26 protein-coding genes are annotated in these 26469 nt (G+C 64.5%); 11 read left to right on the top strand and 15 right to left on the bottom strand.

Annotated features, from left to right (window positions below; translation table 11 throughout):
* The first annotated feature begins 8 nt into the window (after positions 1–8).
* From AC1DJ5_RS09525 to AC1DJ5_RS09540, 4 genes are all read left to right on the top strand, one after another.
* Positions 9–653 carry a hypothetical protein gene (locus tag AC1DJ5_RS09525; protein WP_441454802.1) on the top strand — a complete coding sequence of 215 codons (645 nt, stop codon included), beginning with the start codon at positions 9–11 and terminating at the stop codon, positions 651–653.
* A 184-nt stretch (positions 654–837) separates the two neighbouring features.
* On the top strand, positions 838–1401 hold the full coding sequence (locus AC1DJ5_RS09530) for a DNA-3-methyladenine glycosylase (protein ID WP_441454803.1): 564 nt from the start codon (positions 838–840) through the stop codon (positions 1399–1401).
* Complete coding sequence (locus AC1DJ5_RS09535) at positions 1398–2378, top strand: ATP-dependent DNA ligase (protein WP_441454804.1); 981 nt, start codon at positions 1398–1400, stop codon at positions 2376–2378. The genes AC1DJ5_RS09530 and AC1DJ5_RS09535 overlap by 4 nt, the downstream gene beginning before the upstream one ends.
* Positions 2379–2604: 226 nt before the next feature.
* Positions 2605–2868, top strand: a complete 264-nt coding sequence (locus AC1DJ5_RS09540) for a DksA/TraR family C4-type zinc finger protein (protein WP_441454805.1) — start codon at positions 2605–2607, stop codon at positions 2866–2868.
* Positions 2869–3215: 347 nt separating this feature from the next.
* On the opposite strand, the gene AC1DJ5_RS09545 is transcribed toward AC1DJ5_RS09540, so the two are convergent.
* Both AC1DJ5_RS09545 and AC1DJ5_RS09550 read right to left on the bottom strand, forming a co-directional pair.
* Complete coding sequence (locus AC1DJ5_RS09545; protein WP_441454806.1) at positions 3216–3674, bottom strand: hypothetical protein; 459 nt, start codon at positions 3672–3674, stop codon at positions 3216–3218.
* A gap of 8 nt (positions 3675–3682) precedes the next feature.
* Positions 3683–4264, bottom strand: coding sequence for a DUF4142 domain-containing protein (locus AC1DJ5_RS09550; RefSeq protein ID WP_441454807.1), 582 nt, complete (start codon positions 4262–4264; stop codon positions 3683–3685).
* 319 nt (positions 4265–4583) lie between these two features.
* On the opposite strand from AC1DJ5_RS09550, the gene AC1DJ5_RS09555 reads away from it, so the two are divergent.
* Together AC1DJ5_RS09555 and AC1DJ5_RS09560 are read left to right on the top strand one after the other, a co-directional pair.
* On the top strand, positions 4584–5240 hold the full coding sequence (locus AC1DJ5_RS09555) for a DUF6766 family protein (protein WP_441454808.1): 657 nt from the start codon (positions 4584–4586) through the stop codon (positions 5238–5240).
* Between the two features lie 490 nt (positions 5241–5730).
* A complete protein-coding gene (locus AC1DJ5_RS09560; RefSeq protein WP_441454809.1) occupies positions 5731–7650 on the top strand; it encodes a hybrid sensor histidine kinase/response regulator in 1920 nt (639 codons plus the stop codon).
* Between the two features lie 75 nt (positions 7651–7725).
* On the opposite strand, the gene AC1DJ5_RS09565 is transcribed toward AC1DJ5_RS09560, so the two are convergent.
* The 5 genes from AC1DJ5_RS09565 to AC1DJ5_RS09585 all read right to left on the bottom strand — a co-directional run bounded on the left by AC1DJ5_RS09565 (position 7726) and on the right by AC1DJ5_RS09585 (position 12552).
* On the bottom strand, positions 7726–9324 hold the full coding sequence (locus AC1DJ5_RS09565; RefSeq protein WP_441454810.1) for a hemerythrin domain-containing protein: 1599 nt from the start codon (positions 9322–9324) through the stop codon (positions 7726–7728).
* A gap of 78 nt (positions 9325–9402) precedes the next feature.
* Entirely contained in the window at positions 9403–9642 is a 240-nt protein-coding gene (locus AC1DJ5_RS09570) for a hypothetical protein (RefSeq protein ID WP_441454811.1), read from the bottom strand.
* A 147-nt stretch (positions 9643–9789) separates the two neighbouring features.
* Positions 9790–10683 carry an SDR family oxidoreductase gene (locus AC1DJ5_RS09575; RefSeq protein ID WP_441454812.1) on the bottom strand — a complete coding sequence of 298 codons (894 nt, stop codon included), beginning with the start codon at positions 10681–10683 and terminating at the stop codon, positions 9790–9792.
* A gap of 670 nt (positions 10684–11353) precedes the next feature.
* Positions 11354–11569 carry a DUF4287 domain-containing protein gene (locus tag AC1DJ5_RS09580; protein ID WP_441454813.1) on the bottom strand — a complete coding sequence of 72 codons (216 nt, stop codon included), beginning with the start codon at positions 11567–11569 and terminating at the stop codon, positions 11354–11356.
* A 548-nt stretch (positions 11570–12117) separates the two neighbouring features.
* Positions 12118–12552, bottom strand: coding sequence for an excalibur calcium-binding domain-containing protein (locus tag AC1DJ5_RS09585; protein ID WP_441454814.1), 435 nt, complete (start codon positions 12550–12552; stop codon positions 12118–12120).
* Between the two features lie 443 nt (positions 12553–12995).
* Between AC1DJ5_RS09585 and AC1DJ5_RS09590 the strand changes: the two genes are divergently transcribed.
* Positions 12996–13559 (top strand): SOS response-associated peptidase family protein, encoded by a 564-nt coding sequence (locus tag AC1DJ5_RS09590; RefSeq protein WP_441454815.1) that lies wholly within the window; start codon positions 12996–12998, stop codon positions 13557–13559.
* A gap of 165 nt (positions 13560–13724) precedes the next feature.
* Complete coding sequence (locus AC1DJ5_RS09595; RefSeq protein ID WP_477020437.1) at positions 13725–15257, top strand: nitrilase-related carbon-nitrogen hydrolase; 1533 nt, start codon at positions 13725–13727, stop codon at positions 15255–15257.
* Between the two features lie 117 nt (positions 15258–15374).
* Here AC1DJ5_RS09595 and AC1DJ5_RS09600 read toward each other — a convergent pair whose 3' ends face one another.
* The 4 genes from AC1DJ5_RS09600 to AC1DJ5_RS09615 all read right to left on the bottom strand — a co-directional run bounded on the left by AC1DJ5_RS09600 (position 15375) and on the right by AC1DJ5_RS09615 (position 19911).
* Positions 15375–15581, bottom strand: a complete 207-nt coding sequence (locus AC1DJ5_RS09600) for a hypothetical protein (RefSeq protein WP_441454817.1) — start codon at positions 15579–15581, stop codon at positions 15375–15377.
* Positions 15578–15841: a hypothetical protein gene (locus AC1DJ5_RS09605; RefSeq protein ID WP_477020438.1), complete on the bottom strand. Its 264-nt coding sequence runs from the start codon at positions 15839–15841 to the stop codon at positions 15578–15580. The genes AC1DJ5_RS09600 and AC1DJ5_RS09605 overlap by 4 nt, the downstream gene beginning before the upstream one ends.
* A 172-nt stretch (positions 15842–16013) precedes the next feature.
* The gene (locus AC1DJ5_RS09610; RefSeq protein ID WP_441454819.1) at positions 16014–16997 is read right to left on the bottom strand and encodes a proline iminopeptidase-family hydrolase; all 984 of its coding nucleotides are present in this window, start codon (positions 16995–16997) and stop codon (positions 16014–16016) included.
* Positions 16998–17349: 352 nt separating this feature from the next.
* Positions 17350–19911 (bottom strand): M1 family metallopeptidase, encoded by a 2562-nt coding sequence (locus AC1DJ5_RS09615; protein ID WP_441454820.1) that lies wholly within the window; start codon positions 19909–19911, stop codon positions 17350–17352.
* A gap of 543 nt (positions 19912–20454) precedes the next feature.
* On the opposite strand from AC1DJ5_RS09615, the gene AC1DJ5_RS09620 reads away from it, so the two are divergent.
* Positions 20455–22047: a Fic family protein gene (locus AC1DJ5_RS09620; protein ID WP_441454821.1), complete on the top strand. Its 1593-nt coding sequence runs from the start codon at positions 20455–20457 to the stop codon at positions 22045–22047.
* A gap of 31 nt (positions 22048–22078) precedes the next feature.
* The gene (locus AC1DJ5_RS09625) at positions 22079–22501 is read left to right on the top strand and encodes a hypothetical protein (protein ID WP_441454822.1); all 423 of its coding nucleotides are present in this window, start codon (positions 22079–22081) and stop codon (positions 22499–22501) included.
* Between the two features lie 98 nt (positions 22502–22599).
* Here AC1DJ5_RS09625 and AC1DJ5_RS09630 read toward each other — a convergent pair whose 3' ends face one another.
* The 3 genes from AC1DJ5_RS09630 to AC1DJ5_RS09640 all read right to left on the bottom strand — a co-directional run bounded on the left by AC1DJ5_RS09630 (position 22600) and on the right by AC1DJ5_RS09640 (position 23856).
* On the bottom strand, positions 22600–23034 hold the full coding sequence (locus tag AC1DJ5_RS09630) for a hypothetical protein (RefSeq protein ID WP_477020439.1): 435 nt from the start codon (positions 23032–23034) through the stop codon (positions 22600–22602).
* Between the two features lie 115 nt (positions 23035–23149).
* Positions 23150–23530 (bottom strand): antibiotic biosynthesis monooxygenase family protein, encoded by a 381-nt coding sequence (locus tag AC1DJ5_RS09635; RefSeq protein ID WP_441454824.1) that lies wholly within the window; start codon positions 23528–23530, stop codon positions 23150–23152.
* Positions 23527–23856, bottom strand: coding sequence for an NIPSNAP family protein (locus AC1DJ5_RS09640; protein ID WP_441454825.1), 330 nt, complete (start codon positions 23854–23856; stop codon positions 23527–23529). The genes AC1DJ5_RS09635 and AC1DJ5_RS09640 overlap by 4 nt, the downstream gene beginning before the upstream one ends.
* Before the next feature lie 128 nt (positions 23857–23984).
* Between AC1DJ5_RS09640 and AC1DJ5_RS09645 the strand changes: the two genes are divergently transcribed.
* The gene (locus AC1DJ5_RS09645) at positions 23985–24659 is read left to right on the top strand and encodes an ArsR/SmtB family transcription factor (protein ID WP_441454826.1); all 675 of its coding nucleotides are present in this window, start codon (positions 23985–23987) and stop codon (positions 24657–24659) included.
* Between the two features lie 122 nt (positions 24660–24781).
* Here the strand turns inward: AC1DJ5_RS09645 and AC1DJ5_RS09650 are convergent, their stop codons facing one another.
* Entirely contained in the window at positions 24782–26158 is a 1377-nt protein-coding gene (locus AC1DJ5_RS09650; protein ID WP_441454827.1) for a transposase, read from the bottom strand.
* Positions 26159–26469: the final 311 nt, after the last annotated feature.

Raw genomic sequence — 26469 nt, forward strand, 5'->3', positions numbered from 1 at the left:
AGCTCTTCATGGCTACTGTCACGCGACTTTTTGATCATCATGCCGAGGCGCTTGACGCCGTGGCTGAACTCGAGGCGGCGGGGTTTGACCACTCCTCCATAAGCATCGTGTCAAACAACGCCGACAACTGGCATTCCGGCCATGACCGCATCGACGGGGCGGATGGCGCCTTGGGCGATCGGAACGGCGCCGGGGAGAACGATGTCGCCCACGGAGCCGGCAAGGGCGCGGCGACTGGCGGCGCAATCGGCGCGGGAGCGGGCATCCTGGCTGGGCTGGGCATGCTGGCTATTCCTGGCCTTGGCCCTGTCGTTGCCGCGGGCTGGCTGGCGTCAGCAGCCCTGGGCGCGGTCGTTGGCGGTGCAGCGGGCGGCGCCACGGGTGGCCTGCTCGGCGCACTCAAAGAGGCTGGACATAATGACGAGGAAGCCAATGTATACGCAGAAGGGGTTCGCCGTGGCGGCACCCTGGTGAGCGTCAAAACGACCGATGCTGATCGCGCCCGGGTCGAAACCATTCTCCAGGGCCGCCGGGGGTTCGATGCGGCTACGCGAGGCGAGGCCTATCGCCAGAGCGGCTGGACAACCTTTGATCCTCGATCCGATCCCTACTCCATCGACCAGATCAACGAAGAACGCTCGCGATATCGCTGAACCTTGCCAGGAGCCCTCGCCAAGCCGGCGGGGGCTTTATTCTGCTCGCCCTGGTTTCCGCCTGCGCCGATCAACCACTTTCGCCGATGTAGCCATGTCGCTCGAAAGATCCGATTGTCGCCTTTCCTCTTCTAGCCCAGGCGAGCCTCAAGCGCCTGCGTCACGGCCAGTCGTTGGAAGAGGCATGGCTCCCGAGTTTTTTGATCGTCCCGCAGAAACCGTCGCCCGCGAACTGATCGGCGCGACCATAATGGTCGATGGTGTGGGCGGCCGCATCGTCGAGACGGAAGCTTATGACGCGGGTGACCCGGCTTCCCACAGCTTTCGAGGGCCGACCGCGCGCAACGCGCCAATGTTCGGACCGCCCGGCCGGGCCTACGTTTATCGGGTTTACGGCCTGCACTGGTGCTTCAACATCGTCTGCGATGCGTCGAATGCGGGCAGCGCTGTCCTGGTTCGCGCTCTCGAACCGACTGTGGGCATTGAAACCATGCGCGCGCGCCGCGGTGTTGCGACCGCCCGCGATCTCTGCTCCGGCCCCGGGAAACTCTGTCAGGCTCTTGCGATCGACAGCGGTCTGAACGGCGCGTCCGTCCTCGAGACGCCGATGGCGATGTCCATGGCGCCCTCCGCCCCTGCGATCACCCGGGGCAGGCGGATCGGAATCAGCGTCGGCCTTGCTACGCCCTGGCGGTTCGCCGAAGCCGGATCCCGCTTTTTCCGCGCCATGGAGGGTGAGACCGCATGAGCGAAATAATGGCAGCCAGGCCCATGGAAGCTCAGCCGGCAAGGGCGCTGCCGAAGGGGCCAGGCTGGTGGTACGAACCCAAATGGGACGGTTTCCGGTGCCTGGCCTTCAAGGCGGACGATCGGGTGGAACTGCTGGCAAAATCCGGCAAGTCGCTGAACCGGTTCTTCCCCGAGGTTGTGGAGCGTCTCAGAGCCGTGCCCGAGGCCCGGTTCGGACTCGACGGCGAACTGCTGGCGCAGGCCGGCGACGACTGGTCCTTTGAAGTTCTGCAGGCGCGTTTGCATCCTGCAGCGTCGCGTGTTCGCCGCCTCGCTGTCGAAACACCGGCCGCCTTAGCCGTCTTCGACATGCTGGTCGATACCGACGGCGCTGACCTTCGAAAAGAGCCGCTGAGCTACCGTCATGCGCGGCTGGAGGCGTTCACCGAGATCCACGGCGACGTCGGGCTGACGCTCAGTCCGGGAACGGCCGATCCGATCCAGGCTCAGGCCTGGCTCGATGGCGCCCTGCTGGAAGGCGTCGTCGCCAAAAGGCTGGACGGCCCCTACGCCGAGGGCGAGCGGGCGATGGTGAAGATCAAGCGGCTACGGTCGGCCGACTGCGTCGTCGGCGGCTTCCGCTACGCCAGGAGCGGCCGCGTCGCAGGTTCCCTGCTTCTTGGACTTTACGACGACGCGGGTCGCCTTAACCATGTCGGGTTCACCTCAGGTTTCGCCGGCGTCGACAGGGCGGAACTGACCCATCGACTAGAGGCGCTCAGAGGGGGAACAGGCTTCACCGGACGGACGCCAGGGGGGCCGAGCCGCTGGTCCGAAGGCCAGTCCGCCGAATGGGAACCGCTGCGGCCCGAAATGGTCGTGGAGGTGTCGTTCGACTATGTAACGGACGAGCGCTTCCGTCATGGGACAGGATTGCTGCGCTTCAGACCTGACAAGGCGGCGGAGCAGTGTCGGATGGAGCAACTGAAGTCGTGAGCGCAAAAACACTTCGCCGCCGCTCGCGCAGCATCCCCCAACGTCTTCCCGGGAGATCGCGTCCGGCGATTTGCTTGCGGTGGCCGGGAAAGGAACAACGACGCCATTGGCGACGACCGGGGCGGCAGCCCGAGATGGAGTGCGAAAGCTACGAACTCGAGCGCATCTGCGGCGCCGCTTGGATCAACGCCCCTATAACCATATTGTCCTTTTCGTTGGAGGAAGCATGGCTGGCGGATGGACCCGAGACGGCGCCGTTCTGGACCAAATTCATGACACGGTCGTCGACGGGGTACTCACGGCTCGCGCTCGAATCCCGACAGGTCCTGGATCGGCGGAGTGCGTCGAATGCGGTGAGGCCATTACCGAAGCCCGGCGCCTGGCTATGCCAGGCGTTAGGACGTGTGTTCCGTGTCAATCCGGTCGCGATGGCCGGATAGTCATAGGCGGCATCAACCGCCGGGGCAGCAAAGACAGCCAACTCCGTTAAGGCTCGCACTGATCGCAAAGTTCGCACGGCGGCGCTGACGGCGCAGAACGAATGAGGGCGGCTCCATGGATGCGCCGCTGCAGGCGAGGTCTCCAGATCGATGTGGACGCCGCCTGGCGCGGCGATCATCCAGCGCCTGCCTTCCTCGGCAAGGCAACGGCCATCGACCATGAACAAGGGCAGGTTCCGAAACTCCAAGGCGTAGAGTTCCGAACGCGGCCGATCGATCATCACCGCATGGATGGATGTGGCGCCCTCACGGGCATCGTCATCCAGAAAGCCTGTCGACGCCAACTCCCTCGGCTTCACCTCCGTGATGGATCGGGCGTAAAGCCCGATCATTGCGGTCAGAGCTTCTCTCGAGCCGCTTCCAGATCGCGGACAAGCCGGGCCTGTGCGTCGCCGAAACGCTGCTGCTCTTCATCTTGCCGCCCCTCAAGGGCCTTCATGTCGCGCTCCAGGTCGCCCATGGCTTCGGCATGCGACCGCTTGAGGTCCTGCAACTGGCCTTCCAGGATTTCGACCCGGCGCCTCTGAGCGGCGGTCGGTCCGGCCGGGATATTCTTCTTTTCGGGGCGAGGTTCAGCCTGCCCGACGTCGACGACCAGACCGCGCTCCATGACCTGGCCTGGAGCGGCGCGTGCTGCCTCAGCGTCCTCGCTGTCCGGCGCCTCTCGAGCCAGACCCGAGGCGAAGATATCCTGCTGGATGCCCCACGCCGCCAGGGCCTTGGGCCGCGAGGAGGCCGCCACGGTGAAGCGGTGAAAGCCGTCCGACCATTCAAAGATCTTCAGCCTCAGGGCCATGCTTTGACCTAGGCGGATATAGCCTTCTGGATCTCCTGCGCCTTTTGCAAATGGGCCTCGATCTTAGGAAGGACGCTACGCGCATGCTCGGCGAGCACCGGGGCGTCGGTGTTGTCCGAGAAGCCGCGATGCAGGGTCAGGGCCTCCTGGTGAGCGGCCACCTGCTGATCGATATAGACCCTGTCGAAATCGGCTGCGGCGGCGGACTGGAGATTGTCCAGAAGCCCCTTGCGGCGCTGGTCGAGCTCCGTAGGGAGGGCGACGCCCGGCGCGGCCGTCGGCGCTGCCGCCTTCAAGGCGTTACTGGCGGCGGTGTGATCGGTCTTGATCATCTGCGCGAGCGCTTTGACATCGGCGCGAGCGCCGCGCTCGAGCGCAATATTCGCCGCCTGGATTTCATACATGTCTCCCATGGCGGCCGCCGGCACATAGGCGCTCACGAGGTTGCTTCCCAGGGTGGCTGCAGAGGTCTGGCCGACCGGCGCCGATATCGCGTCCTGGGTTTTGTCTACGGCCTTGTTTCCTCCTTGAGGGCTGCAGGCGGCAAGGAACGCAGCCGCAGCAGCGGCGAAGAGGGCGTCACGCTTCATCTCGGTTCTCCCGTTTGTGTGATTACAGAAGCGCGCGGGCGGCAATGGGGTTTCCCTTTTGCGGCCCTTTCCCGCCAAATTCCTGGCGGCTCCAAAACGCTTCAAGTCGCCTCGATGCGTTCGAACCCCGCCATCAAGCCCGGCGCACGACTTCCCGGGGCGGCTCGGCCGGCCGCCCAAAGGCGTCGAATTCCGACGGGCGCGCCTGGGTTCGCTTCAAAAGTCTTGGCCAGCCCCCGCATCGGCTTCTGGGAGCCTGACGGTTCGGGAGCGATACCGCGACCGCGACGTTGCCCCACAACAAAATGCGGAGAAGACCATGCAGATATTGCGCGACAACGGGCTGACCATCGTTCTCATGCTGCTCTTCGCAGCCAGCATACTGGGTCATGCCCTGGCGGGGTGGCGCGTCGGTATTTCGGATGCGCTCAGTCATGGTCAAGATGCATCCACGCTCACCGCCTACGTGGTCAGTCCGCAGTTCCTCTCGAGCGTCTTTGAGAACTGGGAGAGTGAATTCCTCCAGATGGCCGCCTATGTCGTCCTCACCGCCCTTCTCATCCAGCGCGGATCCTCCGAGTCCCGGAATCCGGATGCGCCGCCGCGCGACGACAATCTGGAGCGTAAGGCCCGCGACGCCTCCGCGCCTTCCGCCCTACGCTGGGGGGCCTTCTCGCGTGCCGTCTATTCGCGGTCGCTGGGCCTGACGCTCGCTCTCCTGTTCGTCATGTCCTTCGTCATCCACTGGACCCAGAGCGCCCGGGTCGCCGCAGAAGAAGCGGTTCTGCATGGCGAAATCCCACAAGGCGTCGTCGCCTATCTGGGCGATCCCCAGCTCTGGTTCGAATCCTTCCAGAACTGGCAGAGCGAATTCCTTTCCACCGCAGTGCTGGTGGTCTTGTCCATCTACCTGCGGCAGCGGGAATCGCCGGAATCCAAGCCTGTCGATGCGCCTCACCGCCAGACAGGTGAGTAGTCCCCTCGCCTACCCGGGACATTGTGTGACCTTCGGGCGGCCCACAGCCGCGGCACGTACAGGCGTAACGGCGGGCCGTGGCGGGCTACGAAGAGGTGGGGCGGTCGCAAAGGCGAACGGTCATGCCCGACGGCAAGCTAAGCGTTCCGCTTTGAGGGGCTTCTTTAAGGAGGAACGACCCGGACGCCGCCGCTACGGGCTGGCAATCCGGGCCGTGTGCACCTTTGGACGGAGAGGGTGCACCGAGTTAGCGCTGGGACCTGGATATGGTTCCTCCTACGGTCCTAGAGGACGTGCTGGCTGCACATCGATGCGCCGCGGGAAAATCTGTCGCATTGCGCTTGCGGCAGCAGTCGGGGGCGCGGGGAGACCAAGGCTGGAGGGATTGCTCCTACGCTATTGGACTTCGACATCGCGGAACCGACGTCCTACGGCGTACGTTGCTGGACGCGTGGCCGCGGGGGGAAGTCAGTTGAAATCGAGACCGCAGATGGCCAAGAGCCCGACGGACGATCGATATCGTCTCCTCATCGAATCCATCACCGACTATGCGATCTACATGCTGGATACGGATGGGCGCATCACCAGCTGGAACCCCGGAGCGCGGCGATTCAAGGGTTATGAGGCAGACGAAATCATCGGCGAGAACTTTGCGCGATTCTACACAGGAGAAGACCGCGCGAGAGACCTGCCCCGGAAGGCCCTGGCCCGCGCCGTCGAAGAGGGACGCTTCGAGGCCGAGGGTTGGCGGATTCGCAAGGACGGCACACGTCTGTGGGCCCATGTCGTCATCGACCCTGTGCGAAGCCCCGAAGGAGAGCTCCTTGGCTTCGCCAAGATCACCCGCGATCTAACGGAACGGATGCAGGCGCAGGAGGCCCTCCGCAAGACCCAGGAGCAACTCCGGATGCTCGTCCAGGGCGTCACCGATTACGCGATCTACATGCTGGGCCGGCAAGGCGAAATCATGAGCTGGAACGCCGGCGCCGAACGGATCAAGGGGTATCGGCCCGAGGAGATCATCGGCGATCATTTTTCGCGTTTCTACACGCCCGAGGATCAGGCTGGAGGCGCGCCACGACGAAACCTGGAAATCGCGGCCTCCGAAGGTCGTTTCGAGACCGAAGGATGGCGGGTCCGAAATGGGGGCGACCGGTTCTGGGCCCATGTCGTGATCGACGCCATACGGAACGAGCAGAACGACGTCATTGGTTTCGCCAAGGTCACGCGCGACATCACGGCCCGATTGGAACAGGAACGGGAGCTCGCGGCCACGCGCGAAGCCCTGTTTCAGTCACAGAAGATCGAGGCGGTGGGCCAACTTACCGGCGGCGTCGCTCATGACTTCAATAATCTCCTCGCGGCGATTCTCGGCAGCCTGGAACTGGTTCGCAAACGAATCTCCGACGATCCGCGCGTCACCCCGCTTCTCGAGAACGCCATCAAGGCTGCTGAGCGGGGAACCGCCCTCACGGAGCGCATGCTGGCCTTTGCGCGCAAGCAGGAGCTCAAGATCGAAACCGTCGACCTGCCCGACCTTGTCGGGGGAATGCTGGAGTTTCTCCAGCGCACCATCGGCGGTCCGATCGAGGTGGGCCTATCATTGCCGCCCGATCTTCCGCCCGTCCTGACCGACCCCTGCCAACTGGAGGCCGCGATTCTGAATCTAGCGGTGAACGCCAGGGATGCCATGCCGGGCGGGGGAAAAGTGACCGTCTCGGCCCGGCGCGAGCATGCCGCCCGCGCGACTTCCGGCCTCGCCGCCGGGGATTACGTGGTGCTGAGCGTGGCGGACAACGGCGCGGGCATGGCCCCCGAGACGCTCGCCCGGGCCACTGAGCCATTTTTCACCACCAAGGGCGTCGGCAAGGGGACCGGACTGGGTCTGTCGATGGTCCATGGTCTCGCGGCTCAGGCGGGCGGCGCCGTCGTCCTTGAAAGCAAGCTGGATCGGGGAACGACCGTGCATCTCTGGCTGCCCGTCGCCGACAGCGAGCAGCAGCGCCGGGGCCATGTCGTTCGTTCCCCTGAGTCCGCGACCGTCTCCACGGGAAGGACGACCATTCTCGTGGTGGACGATGATGATCTGGTGCTCGTCAACACGACCGCGATGCTCGATGATCTCGGGCACGCCGTTATTGCAGCCAGGTCCGGGGCGGAGGCGCTGCGCGCGCTTGGGAATCGTCCCGACATCGACCTGATCGTAACCGACGAAATGATGCCCGGTATGACGGGGTCCGAACTCGCAGCCGCCGTGCGGCAGCGACGACCGGACCTGCCGGTCCTTCTAGCCACGGGTTATGCGGATCTCGACCCGGACAGCAGCGCTCTCAGAGTCAGCCTGCCCCGGCTTTCCAAGCCCTTTTCCCAGGCTCAGCTCGCCAAGGCGGTTGCGGCGACCATGGCCTAGACCTGGGACGCAGCGCCTCGGCAAAGAACGGCGACCCGCACGCGGGTCGCCGCAGTCGTCCTTGCGCCTTCTCAGTTAACGGCGGTGTTCCCAGCCACGCCGGGACGCTTCCGCATGCCCACGGGAGTCCCCGAACCATCCCCCATGGCCCTGATCAGAGGGACCCGAGGAACGATTGTCATCGTAATGTTCGTTCCTCCCGCGGCTTTCCCAACCGCGTCGCGCAGCTTCTGCATGACCCCGGGAATCGCCATACCAACCCCGTCCGTCGCCGTCGTCTCCGGAACGGGAGCGATTCATGTCATCATCTCGTTCGCGACTGCGGTATGAGCGATCATCGTCATGGCTCATGAATCGGCCGTGATCATCCCTCTCACGATCAGACATCTCCCGGGAGGAGCGGCCGACGTCGTCGTCCCGCGATGACCTGCCCCTTTCATCCCAGCCGCGGCGAGCGGCCTCAGCGTGGCCGCGAGAATCTCCGTACCATCCGCGGCGCCCGTCACCACCGACCTCCTGCCTTCCCGAAGCCCGGTAGTCATCGTCACGGCTCATGTAGCGGCCCTCGTCGTCGCGACGCCGGTCGTCAGACCCCATGTAATCACGCCGGTCATCCTCGTAGCTGCGGCTCTCGCCGCGGCTTCGCGCCGCCATGGAATGGCCCTCGGGGTCGCCAAACCAACCGCTCCGCCCGCGGCCTTCGCGACGATCGTCGTCCTCTCTCGAGCCGCCCCCGCGAGATCCGGCTGAAGAATAGCCGCCTCGCGAACCGCGATCGTCGTCATCGCCGATGAAACGGCCGCGTTCGTCGCGCTCGGGACCTTGATGTCTAGCCATGTCAAACTCCTCGCCTGATGAATCTGTATTTTGAAGTTGCTGGAACGACACGGGCCGGGTTGGACGAAGAGGTCCGCCCTGCTCATCAAGCCGACGCCGTCTCTTCTGGATACGTCGACCCAGCTCGGCGGTGTCGACGCCGGCTGCCTGCGCCTTGGCGAAGATGCCGGTTCCGGCGGCCTCCTCCTCGGCGACATGGTGTTTGATCTGCTCCGACAACACCTTGACCTGGGCATCGCGAAAACCGTCATCCGGCCGCCCGTCAAGAAGCTCTATGATCAGAAGCTTGGCGCTGTCATGCTCCACCTGGGCTTCGTCCAGGGGCTCGTCGTCGGAGGCGGCCGCCCTGCGGCAAGCGGGGTAGAAGATCTCTTCTTCCAGAATGGTATGAGTAATCAGATCCCTGCAAATCTGGCTGACCAGTTCTTGCTTGCGCGGAGGGGAGGCCGTTTCGTATTCCGCAAAGAGACCTTCCACCCGGCGGTGATCAGATTTGAGCAACGCAATGGCGTCGGTGGAATCTGCGCCGTTCCCCCTCCCCTTGCTCAAGGTTTTTCCTCCCGCCTTGGACGGACTGGCTGGCTTGCCAACGGATGACGTGGCTCCACCCGGAGCCTCGTCTTCCCTTCCCCCCGCCTGGAGTTGCTTTCCCGCAGCCGCCGTGAGCTCCGTCGATGATGTCTGAGTCACGCCTAATCCAGCGTGCTCGTCCGCGTTCTGCATGATCGTCACCTGCTGTTCGATTGAGACAGAGGGATAATCGGCTCGTGGCCTGAGAGTTTCAGCGTCGCGGTTGAGATACGGCACAACGACACTGCACGACGCCAGCGTCGCCATATTCATTGGCTCTGGCTGCCGCGGCCCCGGGCCTATCGCTGCGGGCGTCCCTGTGCCCGGCTGGCGAAGGATTCGTTCTCAATGGTCCAGCGCGCCCTGTCTGATCCGCCCCATTGTGAAGGGGTCCTCCAGCAAGGCGGCCACTTCACGGGAAAAGGCCAACTGCGCCTCGGCTTCATCAGCAATGATGCGTCCAGGCGCGGCTCGACCACTCGACAATTTAAACCAGACTTCTCTTCGCTGTCTGGCCCCCAGGTGCTCGATCCGCTCCAGCTTAAAGCCAGCCTGCGCCCGGATCAGCTTCTTCATCGTCGACATGAGCGCCTCCTGACGAAGGGGATTCAGGTCGGGTCAGCATCTTTGGTTCCGCAAGGCACCAGGCTTGGCGTCGGCTGGATGGACGATCCTTCGTTCAACTGTCGGACTCGACCTGGACCGGAACGATGTGCCCCTCGCGTTTATCAATCAGCCGATTCCGGCCCCGCCGGTGACGCCCCAGACCTCGCCGGTGACGAAGCTTGCTTCCTGTGACGCCAGCAGAACATAGACCGGGGCGATCTCGACCGGCTGGCCAGGGCGGCCGAAGGCGCTGTGGGCGCCGAATTTCTCGACCTTTTCCTGGGGCTGGCCGCCGCTGGGCTGCAGCGCGGTCCAGAACGGGCCGGGGGCGACGGCGTTCACGCGCACGCCCTTCTCAATCATCTGCTTGGCCAGCGCCTTGGTGTAAGCGACGATTCCGGCCTTGGTCGTGGCGTAGTCCAGAAGGATGTCAGACGGCTCATAGGCCTGGATCGATGCGGTGGTGATGACGGCTCCGCCAGGCGGCAGATGAGGCGCGGCCGCCTGACAAAGCCAGTGCAGAGCGTAGAGGTTGCTCTTGAGCGTCGCGTCGAAATCATCCGTCGAAACATGGGATATGTCCTCGCGGAACTGCTGATGCCCAGCGTTCACGACCAGGATGTCCAGCCCGCCGAAAGCGTCGAGCACTCGGTTCACCATCGTCGCGTTCCAACCTTCGTCGCAGATGTCGCCGGGCAGGGCCAGGGCTTTCACCCCTGCCTTCTCGAGCAGAGCGATGACATCCTTCGCGTCGACTTCTTCCGAGGGCATGTAGCCAATAGCCACATCGGCGCCTTCGCGGGCATAGGCGATGGCCGTGGCGCGACCGATGCCGGAATCCCCGCCGGTGATCAGGGCCTTTCGCCCCTTCAACCGTCCTGAGCCCTGGTAGCTATCCTCGCCGTGATCGGGCTTGGGCTCCATCTGGGATGCCAGGCCAGGGGCGGGCTGCGGCTGGCCGGGAAATGGCGGCTGCGGATACTGATGACGCGGATCCTGCATCTTCAAGCGGTCGGGCATGGCCAAATCTCTGAACATTGAACGGACCCTGCGCTAAGTCGTTTGGAAGGCGGCGCGTTCCGCGCTCGAGTTGGCGCGAGCCTCTTGAGCTGCCGTTCCTCTCGGGTGGGTCCTTCGTCTCTGCCGCTCCATCCCAAGGGACCTGCCGTCGAGGTATGCACAAGCCCGGGGTCTCTGCCGGGTCTTCAGCGAAAGAGGATTAAGGAGTTGGCTGGCCGGCGCAGGGGTCCGCTCCAGAGGGCAACCTTTCCGCGCCGCCACCGCTCCTCAATCTGGGATCAGACACCGGCTTAGGCTTGGTCCGGGACTGATCGTCGCGTCGAGCAAAAAGGCTCCGCCTTCGAGGCCCGTTCCGGTTTTGCCCGGAGCGGGCTTTCGTCGCTTCAACAGCTGCCTGGCGGGCCGCTAGGATGTCCCCGAGGGATAAACCGGCCCCCAAAACAAAGCAGGCCATTCCGCCTCGGAGCGGGTCCTTCTGATGGAGGAGCCGAAAGAGCCGCACTTCACGCATGAACGGCCTTGGCGGGGCTTAGACGAGAGGCGCCGGCCACGGGCGCGATCCGCCTTGGAAAGGCGGGCCCGCCATCTGCACATGGATTCCAGATTTGCCGAGCCTGCTTCTTAGTCTCGATAATGTGAACCTCGGTGTGGGGCGCGAGGGGTCACGTAGTCATCTCAGGCCGTCCTCGGCCAAGGTATAGGCGACGATGGCATTGGCGTGTCCGTGCCCCAGATCATGATCATTCTTCAGCATCGCCACCAGTTCCATGTGCTTGGCAGGATAGGCGTTGCGGACAATTTCCTGCCAATCAGAGATCGGACGTCCATACTTCTTCTCGATGGACGGAAAGTAGGACGCAGGTCCCACCACTAGATTATCGGCCACGGGGAACTCCTGAGGTTCAGGGGTGAATTGGTGCAGCTTAGGTCACAGACATCGTGCAGGAAATGCACGCGAGGTTCGTCTCGCCGACGTTGCGGTAGTTGCCATGACCAGCATCATGAGCCCCTTTCGCTCGCCTGATCAGGTTGAGCATCCGCTCGATCACTGTATCCGCACCTTTGTCGTCGCCAGACGCAACGCCCCCGGCTTGTGGTTCAGGACCAGAACACAAGCATTCGCTGGACTAGGTAAATTGAAGGTGGATGCTCCACGTTGCGGCCATCTGAGCGCGCGCCGATCGGTTGTCATCGCGCAACCGCAGCACTTCCCTCTGGGTCTCGCATACGCGGATTGTCTGCCTGATCCGCTCCCCCAGCGCTGAGTGGCGTGAGGCCAGTGTTTCGAGGATCGCCTGGGGTCCTGTGTCGACCATGGGGCATAGCGTTCAACCGCATCATCACTCCGAAGCGTTTGCATATGAGCTGGCCTGCGCGGAAATGACGATCGTCGCCCTCGTCCATGGCGTCGCCTTATCGGGGCTGCAGACCTGGTCAGCCCCGCTCACACCCGACGCCATCTCCGTCGCGGTCGAGGTGAGCGCCATAGCCGGGCTGGCCGCGCCTGATCGGAGCGGCCCCCGCCGCCCGGGCTTCGGCGCAGTTCGCATACGCGCCGCCGCCTCGCTTTGAGGGCGCACTTCCGATCAGGCCCTGAGGCCGTGCCGGAGCGGAGCTTCGCCGTCCGCCCCCATGACAGTGATAGTCGCCCGTCTTCCGGTTATTGTGGCAGCCATCGGCGTTGACGCCGCCGCTATGGGCCGAAACCGCAACCGGCAGAGCCAGGACTGCGGCCGACGCCGCGATGAGGGCGAGCTTCATGCTAGTGTCGACGGCCGCTATGGGCGCCGTACTGGCGAGCCCCTGATCGGTTTGCGTAGTGCCCGCCACGGTGCGACGAGCCCCGTCCGCCCCGATAGGACCCGCCATGCGACGACGAGTGACGGCTGCCGCTGTAGTGGGGACGGGAGCCCGACGAGCGGTGCGAGCCGGCGTAGCTCGCGGACGCCAGCGTCATGGCGGCGGCGGCGGCGAAAAGGCCGAGTGCTTTGAGCTTCATTTGCCCTCCCCAGGTGAACCAAGGAGTAAGCCCGCCGTAGTTGCGGAAGTCGAGTCATGCGGCATCCCTCCCCCCCTCCCCCTCCCATCATGGGACGGCAGGAGATGGGTCTGAACTTGGCCGACCTGGTGTGAGATGAACGAGCACCGCGACAAGGAGCCGACAGCGCGCGGATACCCGATCAAAAAAAGCCCCCCGCCGCCAAGGGCGAGAGGCCATAGTCAAGGAAGGGATCCAGAGCGCTTGTCGTCGGGCCGCCGCTACTCGCCCGTTACGACTCCACAAGGGGAGAACGGCGTGTCAGGTTCCGCCCATGTGCAACAACTACCGCCTGCACGTCCCCGCCAAACAGCTCGCGGCGCCGTTTCGCGACGCCGGCCGGTCACTGGCCTTCTCCGGCGGCTTTCCGAACCTCGCGCCCGCCGACTACCATATCGGCGACAGCGCCCCTGTCGTCACCCTGGCCGACGGCTCGCCGCAACTGGCCATGACGCCCTGGGCCTGGAAGGGTCCTGCCGGAAAGCCGGTTTTCAACTTTCGATCTGACGGCCGCTCCTTCTCGAGCTCGACCCGCTGCCTGATCCCGGCCGACGGCTTCTACGAGTTCACGGAGCCCCGGGTACAGGGCAAGAAGACCAAATGGCTTTTCACCATGGCGGACCAGCCGTGGTTCTGGATCGCCGGCATCGTCAGGGAAGGCGCCTTCGCCATGCTGACGACGGCCCCGGGTCCGGACATTGCGCCCTTCCACGACCGGCAGATCGTCGTCTTGCCGCCCGGCGCCGGCGTCCACTGGCTCGACCTGACGGCGCCGGAAGAGCTGATCCTCACGCCTTCGCCGTCGGGCGCGCTCAACGTCGAAAGGGCATACCCGTGAAACCGCGCCGCGACCGCGCCGCCCGCGCCCTTTGCCGTCTCCATGACGTCCGGCGGACGCCTCCTCCGAGGGGAGACCGATGTGGATGTCCTACCTGCCGGAGGTCGACGCGGTCATGAGCGCCGCGCTGACGCCGGAGGAATGGGAACGCATCAGGGACGAGCCTTGAAGCAGCCTGTTGAGAACTGCCCGACGCCCTCGCCGCCTCCGTCAGGCAGCGGCGCCCTGGAGTTGAAGTCGGGAATGCCGCTGAGCTTTACCGGCCCGATCAGCTGGCTCGCGGGATTGGGTCTAGCCAGCGTCGTCGGCGGCCTCCTGGCGGCCGGTTATGCCCTGCATCCGTTGTGGTGGGCGCCGTGGCTTGCGCCAATCCCCCTGCTGATCGCTGCGGCGCAGTCCGCGCGCGCCAGCCGGATCGTCGGAGCCCTCGCCGGGGCGATCGCCGTCACCAGCGTGCTTTCCTACTATGTCGAGCAGACCGGCTGGGTCGGCGCCGCCGCGATCGCGGGCCTGCGCATCGGCGCCTGGATGCTGGCGACCCGGCTGACGATATCCGCCACGCGGCGGTTGCCGGTGTTTCTCGCAGGCATGGTCTTGCCCACTGCGGTCGCGGCGATGGAGATGGTGACGCTGATCGTCTCTCCCCATGGCGCCGCAGGCAGTCTCGCCTACAGTCAGATGGGGATGCCGGCCCTGGCCCAGGGCGGCGCAATCGGCGGCGTGCCAGCCGTCGTCTTTCTCATCTTGCTTCCGGGGTCGATGGCCGGCCTGATCCTCGCCTACCGGCCCGCCAGGGCGGAAGCCCTGCGCGCTGGCCTGGCGGCCGGTCTCGTTCTGTTTGCGGCGGCCCTCTTTTCAGCGGCCCGGTTGGGCGCTGCGCCTCTCGGCCCATCCGTCCCGATCGGGATCGTGGCCAGCAACCGGTTCGAAGGCATCCCGCACCGGTGGGACCTCGTCTGGGCGCTCTACGGTCCCGCCATTCCCGGCGCCGCGACGCCCGGCGGCGTGGTGGTCATTCCGGAGAAAATCGCCCTGCTCGACGCCGACCAGGCCGCACGGGCCGCCGCTCAGGTCTCGCATGCATCCGTGACCAGCGGGGCGACGATCATCGTCGGCATCGAGGTCAAGAACGGCCCGGTCTATCGCAATCGGGCGCTGGTCGCCTGGCCGGACGGCCGTACCGGCTGGTACGACAAGCAAAGGCTCGTGCCGGGGAGAGAGGATCGGGACCAGCCGGGCAAGACACCCCTGCGCTGGCCTCTCGCCGGCGGTGAGGTCGGCGTGGCCATCTGCAAGGACATGCACATCCCGTCCATCGGCGCTGCCTATGCCGGAGCAGGCCTCGTGGTGGTGCCGGCTTGGGATTTCGGCAACGACGGGGACATGGGCGCGCACATGACCGCCTTCCGCGGCATCGAGAACGGTTACGCCGTGGCGAGGAGCGCCCGAAACGGAAAGGTTGGCGTCTACGACCCTCAAGGGCGCGTCCTTGCAGAACGGGACGTCCGCGACGGGATTACGACCCTGCACAGCCAGATCGCCCTGGCTCCTGTCATGACGCCCTACCGGGTGATCGGCGATCTCTTCGGCTGGCTTTGCTTCATGGTGACGATTGGACTGCTTTTGTGGCCCCTGGGCCGCTGCATCAGCACGATGCGACCGCCAATGGCGCGCCAGCAGCTGCCGTCACCCCCGTGAGCCATGCCGGCCGCTTTCCGATGGCCCCGTAGAATGCAGCAGCAACCAGGACCACGCCGCCGGTGACCCAGGACTGAGGTCTTGTCCTGTCCAAGCGCCTCCCCCCTCCTCCAGACGTCACCGATCATTCGCTGCGCCCGACGGCCGTATCAGCGCGAACACCCCGGACATCCCCACGACCACGCCCGCCACGATCATCACGGCAGGGAACAGCGCGGGCGTCCGGCCTCCCGTGCCGACGAGAACGCCGCCTGCTGCTAGAGCCAGGCCGACCACGATCTGCGCATGGATTCCTTGATCAGAGAGGCGGTTGAGCCGCTTCATCCCGCGCCGACCTTTCGGCGCTTTATCCAGCGCCAACCAGCCAGGGCCGCCAATGGCGCCGCCACGGCCCAGCCCAGCCACCAGGGCGTGCCGGATCGCTCGGCCCACATGCCGATCAAACCGATAGCCAAGCCAGCCACGGCGCCGCCGGCGGCGGCGAGAAGCCGAACCCTCCACGGCGCCTTCAGGAACGACAGCATCGCCAGGGCGAAAATCGCGGGCTGGGCTGCCAGACGGTAGAACTCCAGCTCAGTCATCATCACTCCCCAAGGCTTGCCCCATGGCTGGCCACGCGTGGTCCGGAACGTCATCCAGTCGTCCTGGGCCGCCAGGCGACCAAAGCCGGCTGTTGATCGGCCGCGCTCCTGCGACGGGCAAACCCCCAGGCTGTGCGCTCGCGATGAGACCGGAGCGTGCATGGCTCAAGCTTCGTTACAGCAGGTCTTGGCGACGGAGCCAGGCGCGTAGGACCGCGACGGTCTCGTCAGGGCGGTCGACATGCAGACTGTGGGCAGCCCCGGGAACGACAGCGAACTCCGCCTCGGGTACGCGCTCGGCGAACAGGGCGGCGGTGGCAGGCCGGGCCTCGTCGTACTGGCCTACGAGGAACAAGGTGCGCGGCCCGTCCAGCCTCGCCAGCAGCGGTTCGCCGTCGTAGGCCTTCAGGGAGCCGGTGGCGGTGAACTCTGTGGATCCCCACATGGCCCGGGAAAGATCTTGATTGGAGCCGCGATTTCCGGGGCGACCTTGATAGGCGGTCAAGGCCTCCGGCGCGGGGCGGCGTTGTCCGAAGCGCCTGAGGAACTCCGTCTCAGCCGCGCTACAGCGATCAACCGGCGGCGGCGCTGGTGTTTCGCAGGCTGCGAGCTCGGTCTGAATGTCAGCCGGGAGGGTCCGACGCAGGGCGTTCGTGTCGCCCAGCCAGCTTCGCGTAGAGATCAACGGGCTGGCGAGGCACAACCCCGCCAACGCGGGGGGCTGGCGCGCGCCATACTCCAGCGCGACCGTACCGCCCCAGCTGTGACCCATCACGTGCCAGCGGGGCACGCCCAGCGCCTCCCTGATCGGTTCAAGTTCGTCGACAAAGCGATCGACGGTCCAGTTCGCCGGATCGTTCGGCCGGTCCGACCGGCCACTATCAAGCTGATCGTACAGGATCAGTCCTCGCTCGTTGATGAGCGGCAGGAGTTCGAGGTAGGAACCATGAGTGCCGCCCGGCCCGCCGTGAGCGACCACCAGTGGCGGATGGGGACCGTCTAAAGGTCCGTTTGTTCTGACGAATATCTGACCGCCACGGACCGGCACCATCAACTCCCGCTCGGGGTCGGGATAGGCCGCTGATCGCGCTAAAGTCGGCGGCGCCACAGCCAACGCTCCCGCGAACCCCAGGAGCGTGCGACGGCTCAGGTGCGTCATGTCGTGTCTCCCCGAAGTCGGTGCGACGGTTCGCCTGAGGACACGCCGCGTCTTTACGTCGTCCATCAGTGAGCCCCCTGCACCTTAGCAAGGTTGGCTCAATCAGCGCGGATGATCAAACTCAGCGCCTCACTGCGACCTACGACCTGCCCCCGCCAAGGCCATTTTTACACGGCCTCGGTCCAGTACGGCCCCCTGCCTGGCGCCGTAAAGCAGACATCGACCTCAACGGCCGGAAGCGGACGTTTAGAAGGTCGGGCTGGGGGACTGGAGGCCCATGCGCCCCTGGAATCCTGGCTGGTCGGCGCCGCCTCAGCCGAGGGTGAAATGACGCTAGGCCGGCCGCTGTCGCTTAGGGCCGACCGACGCTCTTGTCGCTGTTCAGCCAGGACGTCACTTCCGGCAGTTGATCGTGTTGGATCCGATGATCTAACGCCGCCTTGGAAGCGGCCTGTTCAACCTCGCCGAGCGGCGCGCCGGGATAGTTGGCGGTTACATAGGCCCGCAATAGATCGATCTGGCCCGGCCGGCGCGACTCGGCGGCCATGTTGGACAGCAGCGCGACCTGGAAGCCTTCCGGCGTGATTTCCTGGAACCTGGTCGCGTCGGCCATGGTCTTGTCCCAGAGCAGGTCGGAGTGGCGCCAAATGAGGTTCGCCACCATCAGAAAAGCGTCCTGAGCGGGAGTCTGGCTGTTGAAGGCCAGATCGATGGCGCGCTGGCCCAGCGCCGGATCCAGGGCCCTGGTCAGGGCGGTCTGATAGAGGCTCCGCTCCAACGGACTGGCGGCCGTTTGCGACCGCTGCAACAGATCATCGAATGTCGCGGCGTCAGCATGGGCTCCGACCACGCGGATCACCACGTTTCGCAAGCCCGCAGGGAGAGCGGACGGGTCGGCGTCGGCCGCCGCGTAGCGGCGTCTTGCCTCGGCGATGACCGCAGGATCGTCGAGCATGGACAAGACGCCAATGAGGCGTTCGCGCAATATGGCCGCATTGGCCGGCTCGCCCGGCTGAACCTCCCAGCTAATCTGAGCCAGCAAGGGCGACAGTCGGTCGCGTGCAAAGGCGTCGAACGCGGCCTCTCCGGCTTGACCGTCATAGAGGTCGGCCAAGGTGGCCAAGGTGCCGGCCGTCTCGTTCCAGATCATGGGGTCGGCGGTGTTTTCCAGCGACGCCGCCAGCGCCAGATAGTTCGAGGCGGGTGAATAGCCGGCCGCGCCCAGGGCCCAGGCGTCATTGAGCAAGCCGATCTGGTCGAGCCCGGAAAGTTCGCCGAACGCCGCCTCAAGCCTCGCCATCGCCTCGGCGGGATAGGCCGTGCGGAAGTAGCCGGTGCTTCCGGCGTTGACCTTCACGGGGCCGCATCCCGGGACCCGCACCTCGGCATGGCCGTTCTCGATCACCGCCCGGGCGACAACGTCGGAACCGACGGTCTGGATCATGACGGGCACGCGCCAGGTCTGGGGCGCTCTGGAGGATTCATCAGCCCCGAACCGGGACTGGGTCAGGGCGACCACCGATGTACCCGCGTCGCAGCGGATCGAGCCCACCGTGATCAACGGGACGCCCGCCTGGGTGGTGAAGTCGCGGGCGACGGCGGTCACAGGCGTGTCGGAATGGGCCTCCAGTGAACGCCACAGGTCTTCGGTGACGGTGTTGCCATAGGCGCTTTCGGCCATATAGGCGCGGATGCCGTCCCGGAAGGCCGCTTCACCTAGATAGGCCTCCAGCATCCGGATGACGGCCTGGCCCTTCTGGTAGGTGATCTGGTCAAAGGCGCTGTCGACCTCGCGGATCGTCGACAGGCGCTGGACGATGGGATGGGTGCCGGTCAGGGAGTCGAGCGCCATGGCCTGATCAACCGTCGACTGGGTCTGCAGCCAGATGTTCCAGTCCGGATTGAAGGCGTCGGTCGCCTTGTTCTTCATCCAGGAGGCAAAGCCCTCGTTCAGCCAGAGGTCGTCCCACCAGTCCATGGTCACCAGATTGCCGAACCACTGGTGCGAGACCTCGTGGGCGACGACGACATAGACATACTGCTTGTCGGCCTCGGTGGTCAGCGCGGGATCGACGAGCATGACGCGTTCAAAATAGAGGATGGCGCCCCAGTTCTCCATTGCGCCAAATGTGCCCGCACCGGGGGCGGCGATCTGATCCAGCTTCGGCAGCGGAAAGGCCGTGCCGAAATAATCGTTGTAGAAGGGCAGGATCTGGCCCAGCGCGCCCAGCGCGTATCGCCCCTGTTCGCCGACGCCGCGTCGGGTCACCGACCCGATCTCGACCCCCGCGACGGTCGTCGTAATGCGATCCATCTCGCCGACCCCGACGAACATCAGATAGGACGACATCTTCGGACTGGGCTGGAACGTCACGCGCTTCATTCCCGCGTCGCCCGGGGCCACGGACGCCACGGGCATATTGGACACGGCGTCCAGATCGTCCGGCACGACCAGGGCCAGTTCGAAGACCGCCTTCAGACCTGGTTCGTCCCAGATCGGAGCGAACTGCCGCGCATAGCCGGCTTCGAACTGGCTCATGAGCATGGTCTTGGCCACGCCGTCCATCTGGTAGCGGCTGACGAACAGGCCAGTGGCGCTTTCGTTGATCTTGCCGCCGTAGGCTACCTCAATGACATGATCTCCCGGCGCCAGCGGGCGATCGAACACGAAGCTGACGCGCTCCAGCGCGGGGTCCGTTTCGATCCGGGCGACGGCCCCGCCATCGACCAGGCCGGCCTTGATGAAGGTCAGGTCGACGGCGTTGACCGTGATCCTGTCGGTCGCCTGAAGCACCTGGAACGCAAGCCGGGCCTTTGCGGTAAAGGTCAGGGTGTCGAGGTTCGGCGACAGTTCGATGGCGTAGCGTTCGGGGCGGGCGTTCGCAGGAAGAACCTCCCGTTCGCGAGCGCCCACGATCTCCATCGCCCCTGCCGGCGCAGGAGCGGCTGACGCCGCGCCAGCCGAACCCATGGCCAGGGCCGCGGCGCACGTAAATGGAAGCCAACCACGCCGGATCATCGCATTCCCCCCGCAAGTCGGACACATCGCGCCGGTATCGGCGGTATGTCAAATTGGTTAAGAGGTCAGCACCGACGGCTCGCATGTCGTTTATCGTCTGTCGCCCTCCCTCCTCCATCCTGCATATCAGGCAGGTAGCCGATGGCGACATACTGCCCCAACGGACGGAACGGGGTTATTCGACATGCGCCCGCAGGCACAGTTGGATACACGCCGACGACGTCTCCTTGCAGGCTCGCCCCCAATGTCCCGTGATGGGCAGAGGGGCCCGCGGCCTACGGCAGAAATGCCAACTCCGGCTAAACGCGAAATATCGCGCGCATTAAAAGCGAATTTTTACTCGTTGAATAAGCGAAATATGATACGTCATTAAAAGCGAAATTATCTCCGCACGATTTATCGGTACAAATCGCTCTCCGACAGGATTCTCCAAACGCCATGGCCACCCCTCAGGAAAAGCTGGCCAATGCCCTTGAGGCGCTCCACGGGTTTCAGAAAGCCGGTCGCCAGGCCATCCGTTCGGACGCTCTAAGGGAAAAAGACCGCGCCCTGCTCGTCCGCAGCGGCTTCCTGCAGCCGGTCATCAAGGGCTGGTATATCGCAACCCGGCCCGACGCGAGCGTCGGAGAAAGCACCGCCTGGTACGCCTCCTACTGGGATTTCGTGCGGGACTATCTGACGGAACGGTTCGGCGAGGCCTGGTCGTTATCGCCCGAACAGTCCCTCCTGCTGCACGCCGGCCAGTGGACGGTGCCGCGGCAACTCCTGGTGCGCAGCCCCCAGGGCCGCGGACATCCCACCAGTTTCCTGCATGACACCTCGATCTACGACCTGCGGGTCGCACCTGCCGAGGGCCGTGATCAGGACGTGCTGAACGGTCTGCGCGTCTATCGCGCCGAGGCGGCCCTGGTGGCGGCCGCCCCTTCGGCCTTCGTAAACAGCCCCACCGAACTCCGGACCGTCCTGTCCATGCAGCGCGACGCCTCCGGCGTGCTGGAACGTCTGCTTGAGGGGGGAAGATCGGCTGTGGCCGGCCGGCTCGCGGGGGCGTTTCGCAACATCGGCCGCACCCGCGAGGCCGACGACATCCTCTCGGCCATGAAGGCCGCCGGCTACGACGTTCGCGAGCATGATCCGTTCGAAGCCCGACTGGAGCCCGTCGGACCTCGCCGCGAAACCTCCCCCCACGTCCAGCGCATCAGGATGATGTGGGAGACGATGCGTCGCGACATTCCGGCGGCCTTCCCGATCTCGCCCGGCCCGGTCGATACAGCTCGGATCGCAGCCTATCTCGACCATGTGGACGATCTCTACGAGACCGACGCCTATCATTCGCTGTCGATCGAAGGCTACCGGGTCAGCGCCGCCCTGATCCAGCGCGTCCGTTCAGGCGAGTGGAACCCCGACATCGATGCGGCGGACCGGGTGCATAGGGACGCCTTGGCCGCCCGGGGCTACTGGCAGGCCTTCCAGGCCGTCAAGACGAGCCTGGAGCGGGTGCTCAAGGGCGACAATCCAGGCGACGTCGCCGATCACGATCACGGAACCTGGTATCGGGAGCTTTTCACCCCCAGCGTCACTGCCGGTCTTGTCGGCGCCGCCAGTCTCGCAGGCTACCGCAGCGATCCGGTCTTCATCCGCCGATCCCGCCATACGCCGATGAACGCCGACGCAGTCCGGGACGTCATGCCGGTCCTTTTCGAACTGCTGGCGGCCGAACCTGACCCGGCAGTCCGCGTGGTCCTGGGCCATTTCATCTTCGTCTATGTCCATCCCTATATCGATGGAAACGGCCGCACCGGCCGCTTTCTGATGAATCTGATGCTGGCGGCCGGCGGATATCCATGGACGGTGATCCCTGTCCAGGAACGCGACCGCTATATGGCCGCTTTGGAAGAAGCGAGCGCCAACCAGAACATCGTCCCGTTCGCCGAATTCCTGGGGGATATGGTGGGGCGGGATGCGCCCGCCGCCGACCGACCGACCGGACGAACGGAGGGACGTCCTCCAGCCTTCCGCTCGGGGACATGAGGCGGATCACATGAGATCTGACAGGAAAGGCATGCTGTTGACCGATGAAACGACTGCGAAGGAGCGGCGCGACACGGAGCGTCTCGCGCTGGCGATCGTGGAAACCTGCGTCCGCAACACAGGCCTTGAGACCCTGCACGCCGGGACCTTCCCGCGCTCGGCAGCCGGAGACTACACCGACGTGACGGTCATGACGCCCTATGGAGAAATTCCCTGGACGGATGTCAGCCGTATCTCCGACGACGAGATGAAGGCCCTGATGATCGAGGTCGTTGATCGGGTTTTCACCTATCTGAGCTTCCCTGAAGAACTGGCGGGCGTACGGACAGCTACCGGCGCCTGGGATAGACCGCGCCTGAACACCGATCTGATGAAGACGGTCCGCCGTCGACTAGCCGGGCGCGACCTCGATGAGCCTGATCCGGACCCTGCCCAACAGGCAGAAACAATCTGATCGACGTGGACAGCGCGCGCCAAGTTTGTGTTTTGGCGGCGTCCACGGCTCCCTCCACGGGCCAGCAAGCGGACGCTCCTAAATTCCGTTAGGGGTGGCTAGCGGACATCGCTGCGCGTCGCGATAAGTCTCGCACCGTGTTCAATCGACGTTTTCCACATCATGCCCCAACCCACGGCGCCAACCACCAATGCAGCAAAGCCGAAGGCCGCACGCGAACCAAACGGCGGGCCAACAACGGCGCACCACCCTACTGCTCCAAGACCAGCTAGAAAGGTGAGTAGCCAAAGCGAATTTTGGACGAGGAAGGCCTTCCGTTCCTCTGCGGGCACGGAAGAAAAATCGACAGTAGCTTCACGTTGGGCTTTTCTAGCAGCCAACGTTAGCGGCGCAGAAATCAGCAGCGTCAAGGTCATGAGTACTCTGGCGTTCTCGCGTGGGAACACTATGGCGAGTGATAGGCCGACCACCATGCAAGCTGCGGTGAGCACTACGAAAAATAGAGACTTTCTGGTTTGGACCTTGATCAGCATGATCATGTCAGGGTGGCAGTGAGCTCAAGAGACCGCAACGGTTCGATCTGCGACATAGGCATCTGGCCCAAAACCGGACCTAGGCCAGACGGCGCGAAAGCGGACGCCCACAACTTCAGCTGGGGGTGGCTAGCGGACGTTTTGGCGTCAGCCGCTGATGAGCGGCTTGACTATCAGCAGGCGCTTCCATGCGGTCATGGATGCCATAGTCGCGCAAGACGCTGGCGATCCGCAGTCGGTAATCACGGAACACCCCAGCACGTCCATTGGCTTGAGCTGCGCGGTGGCGAGGACGCTCACGCCACGTCCTGACAGCCGTCTCGTCCCGAAAGAAGGACAACGAAAGCAGCTTGTCGGGCTCATTGAGGCTGCGAAACCGTTCTACGGAAATGAAGCCATCAATGGTTTCGAGTTCATCCCGTAAGGCCGTAGCCAGGTCGAGATATTGCTGCATCCGGCCTTCCGCAGGCCAGACCTCAAAAATGACCGCGATCATGGTGCAACCAGTGGTGCATGCGGCCCTGAGGCCAGGCGCAGGAACAAGCGGTCTTCCTTTTGGATAAACCGTTCCTGCTTTGCGAAGGCGTAGTTCTCCTGACCCAGGGGGTCATCGCGCAACCGCGCGCGGTAAGCCTCGTAGGCGGCAAGGCTCTCGATATTGTACACACCGTAGGCCGTGGTGGACGAGCCCTCGTGCGGCCCGAAATAGCCCACAAGATCAGCTCCACAGCGTGGAATCGCTTGGCCCCAATTGCGCGCATAGGTCTCGAAGGCGTCGATTTTGAACGGGTTGATTTCATAACGAATGAAGCAGGTGATCATGGGTTAGCGCCTCCGTACGCTCCCCATGAACCTATCTTGAGATGCAGGGCCAACGCTTTGGTCGCGACCGAAGCATGCTCGTTGCGGGCATGCTATTTTGAACGCTCAATCCCTGCGAGGTGGCGAATATGAAGGATGGACCTCTCATCGCCCAAGTGGCGGCGCTTGTTGGGGATCCTGCACGCGCGAACATGCTGACGGCCCTGATGGACGGGCGCGCTCTGACGGTGACGGAACTCGCTGAAGCGGCGGGGGTCGCTCTGCCGACAGCCAGTGGCCATCTATCCAAACTCCGCATCGCCAAGCTTCTGGTCGTGGAGAAGCAAAGTCGGCACCGATACTATCGGCTCGCTGACCACGATGTGGCGCATGTGTTGGAAGCGTTGATGGGGCTGGCCCAGAGAACTGGGGCCGTTCGCGTCCGAACCGGACCGAGAGACGCGGCTATGCGAACCGCGCGCGTATGTTACGACCACTTGGCCGGGCAACAGGGCGTATTGCTGCTCCAGACCCTCATCAAAACAGGATGGCTCGAACATGCGGACCCACCTGTGCTGACCGCGACCGGCCGCGATGGTTTGACCGCAATCGGCATAGACGTTCTCGCCCTCGAACGCGGTAGGCGCCCGCTGTGCCGAACCTGCTTGGACTGGAGCGAGCGTCGCCATCACCTAGGGGGCGCGCTGGGCGCGGCGATGCTCAGCCATGCCCTTGATCAACGCTGGGCACGACGCGGGCAAGGGCGCGTGGTGACGTTTAGTGATACGGGAGCGAGATCATTCAACGCCGCTTACGGTCTCTGAGCCAACCACTATCGTCCCCTGAAGGTCCGCACTGGGTCGATACCGTTGAAAAAGTCGCCCGGCTGATAGGTTTGAAGAGCGGCGTGGTCAGGCTGTGACGCGGTTCGCGACGCTTCAGGCCTTCAGGCGGGCGCCGGTGCGGTCTGTAAGGGGATCAGGCGGGCCATTTTGCGCAGGTTCTGGGCGGTGGCGGCGAGGAGGAACTCGTCTCGGGCGCCGCAGGGACCGCGAAGGCGCAGTCGGTCGAGCCTGAGGATGCGCTTGAGGTGGGCGAACAGCATCTCGACCTTTTTCCGCTCGCGTCGAGAGGTGACGTAGGCGTCGGTTTTGGCGATGTCGCGGGCGACGTCCCGGGCGTTTTCGTGGATGGAACGGGTTACCTTCCGAGCCGGCCCGTTGGGGCAGCAATTGGGCTTCAGCGCGCAGGCGTCGCAATCGATCTCGGAGGCGCGATACCGATAGGTGTCATCCGGCGGGGTATCGGGGTGATCGGCGCGGAAGGCTCGCCGATATTGCTTCAGTTCCTTGCCGCCCGGACAGCGATAAAGGTCGGCGGCGGGATCATAGGTGAAGTTGGCTCGGGAGAAGGTCCCGTCCGTCCGGGCAGACTTGTCGATGATCGGGATGTGGGGTGCGATCCCTTGGTCGTTGACCAGCCATTCCAGCATCTCGGCCGAGCCATAGGCGGTGTCGGCGGCAAGGCGATCGGGGTGGAGATCATGCCTATCCTGAACCCGCTCGATCATGGTGCGGGCCGCGGTCAGCTCGGCCGGCCGCACGGCGGTGGACGCCTCGACATCAACGATGACGGCGTGCTTCAGGTCGATCAGGTAGTTGGTGGCATAGGCGAAGAAGGCCGGTCCCTTGTTGGCGGCGGTCCAGCGCGCGGCCGGATCTGCCGGCGAGATGAACTTGGGCGTCACCGGCGTGGCCGCACCAAACGCCGCATCATCCAGGACCGCTAGGTACTCGTCGATGGCTCGGCTCGATGCCTCGGGCGGCAGACCAGGATCGCCAGGCACGCTGCGCTCCCGGTTCGCCTCGGCCTTGATCAGGCTGGCGTCCACGGCGAAGCCTTCGCCGCCGACCAGGCCTTCCGACATACACCGGCGCAGGACCGTGTCGAACAACTGGCGCAGCAGGTCGCTCTCCCTGAAGCGGCCGTGACGGTTCTTGGAGAAGGTCGAGTGGTCCGGCACGGCGCCTTCCAGACCCAGCCGGCAGAACCAGCGATAGGCCAGGTTCAGATGGACCTCCTCGCACAGCCGGCGCTCCGACCGGATGCCGAAGCAATAACCGACCAGCAGCATCCGGATCAGCAGTTCGGGGTCAATCGAAGGACGCCCCATGGCGCTGTAGAACGGAGCCAGATGCGCTCGCAGACCCTCCAACTGCACAAACCGGTCGATCGACCTCAGCAGGTGGCTCGCCGGGACGTGGTCTTCCAGCGAGAAAGTGTAGAACAGGGCCGCCTGATCGACCCTCCGCTCGCCCATCATCGCGCTGCCTCCAGCCTCAACGACCAGAGTGAATCAGCCTGGGACGACCTTGGCAATTGGCGACTTTTTCAACAGTATCGGTCGATTTCGGCCCTGGGCTTCGGCGCCGAAAGCGGACGTTGGCCGCCAGGCAGGAAAGCGGTCGCCTTCGACGTCAGCTAAGGGTGGGAAGCTGCCGTCTGACTGATAGAGTCCAAGCCATGAGAAGATCATATGTCTTGCTCGCTCTCGTCGGCACCCTGACGGCTTCGTGCGATCATTTTGGCGGCATCGACGCATACGCACCCTTGGCTGGGCTTCCAGACACGTCC

The sequence above is a fragment of the Brevundimonas sp. 01N35 genome (assembly GCF_056399785.1).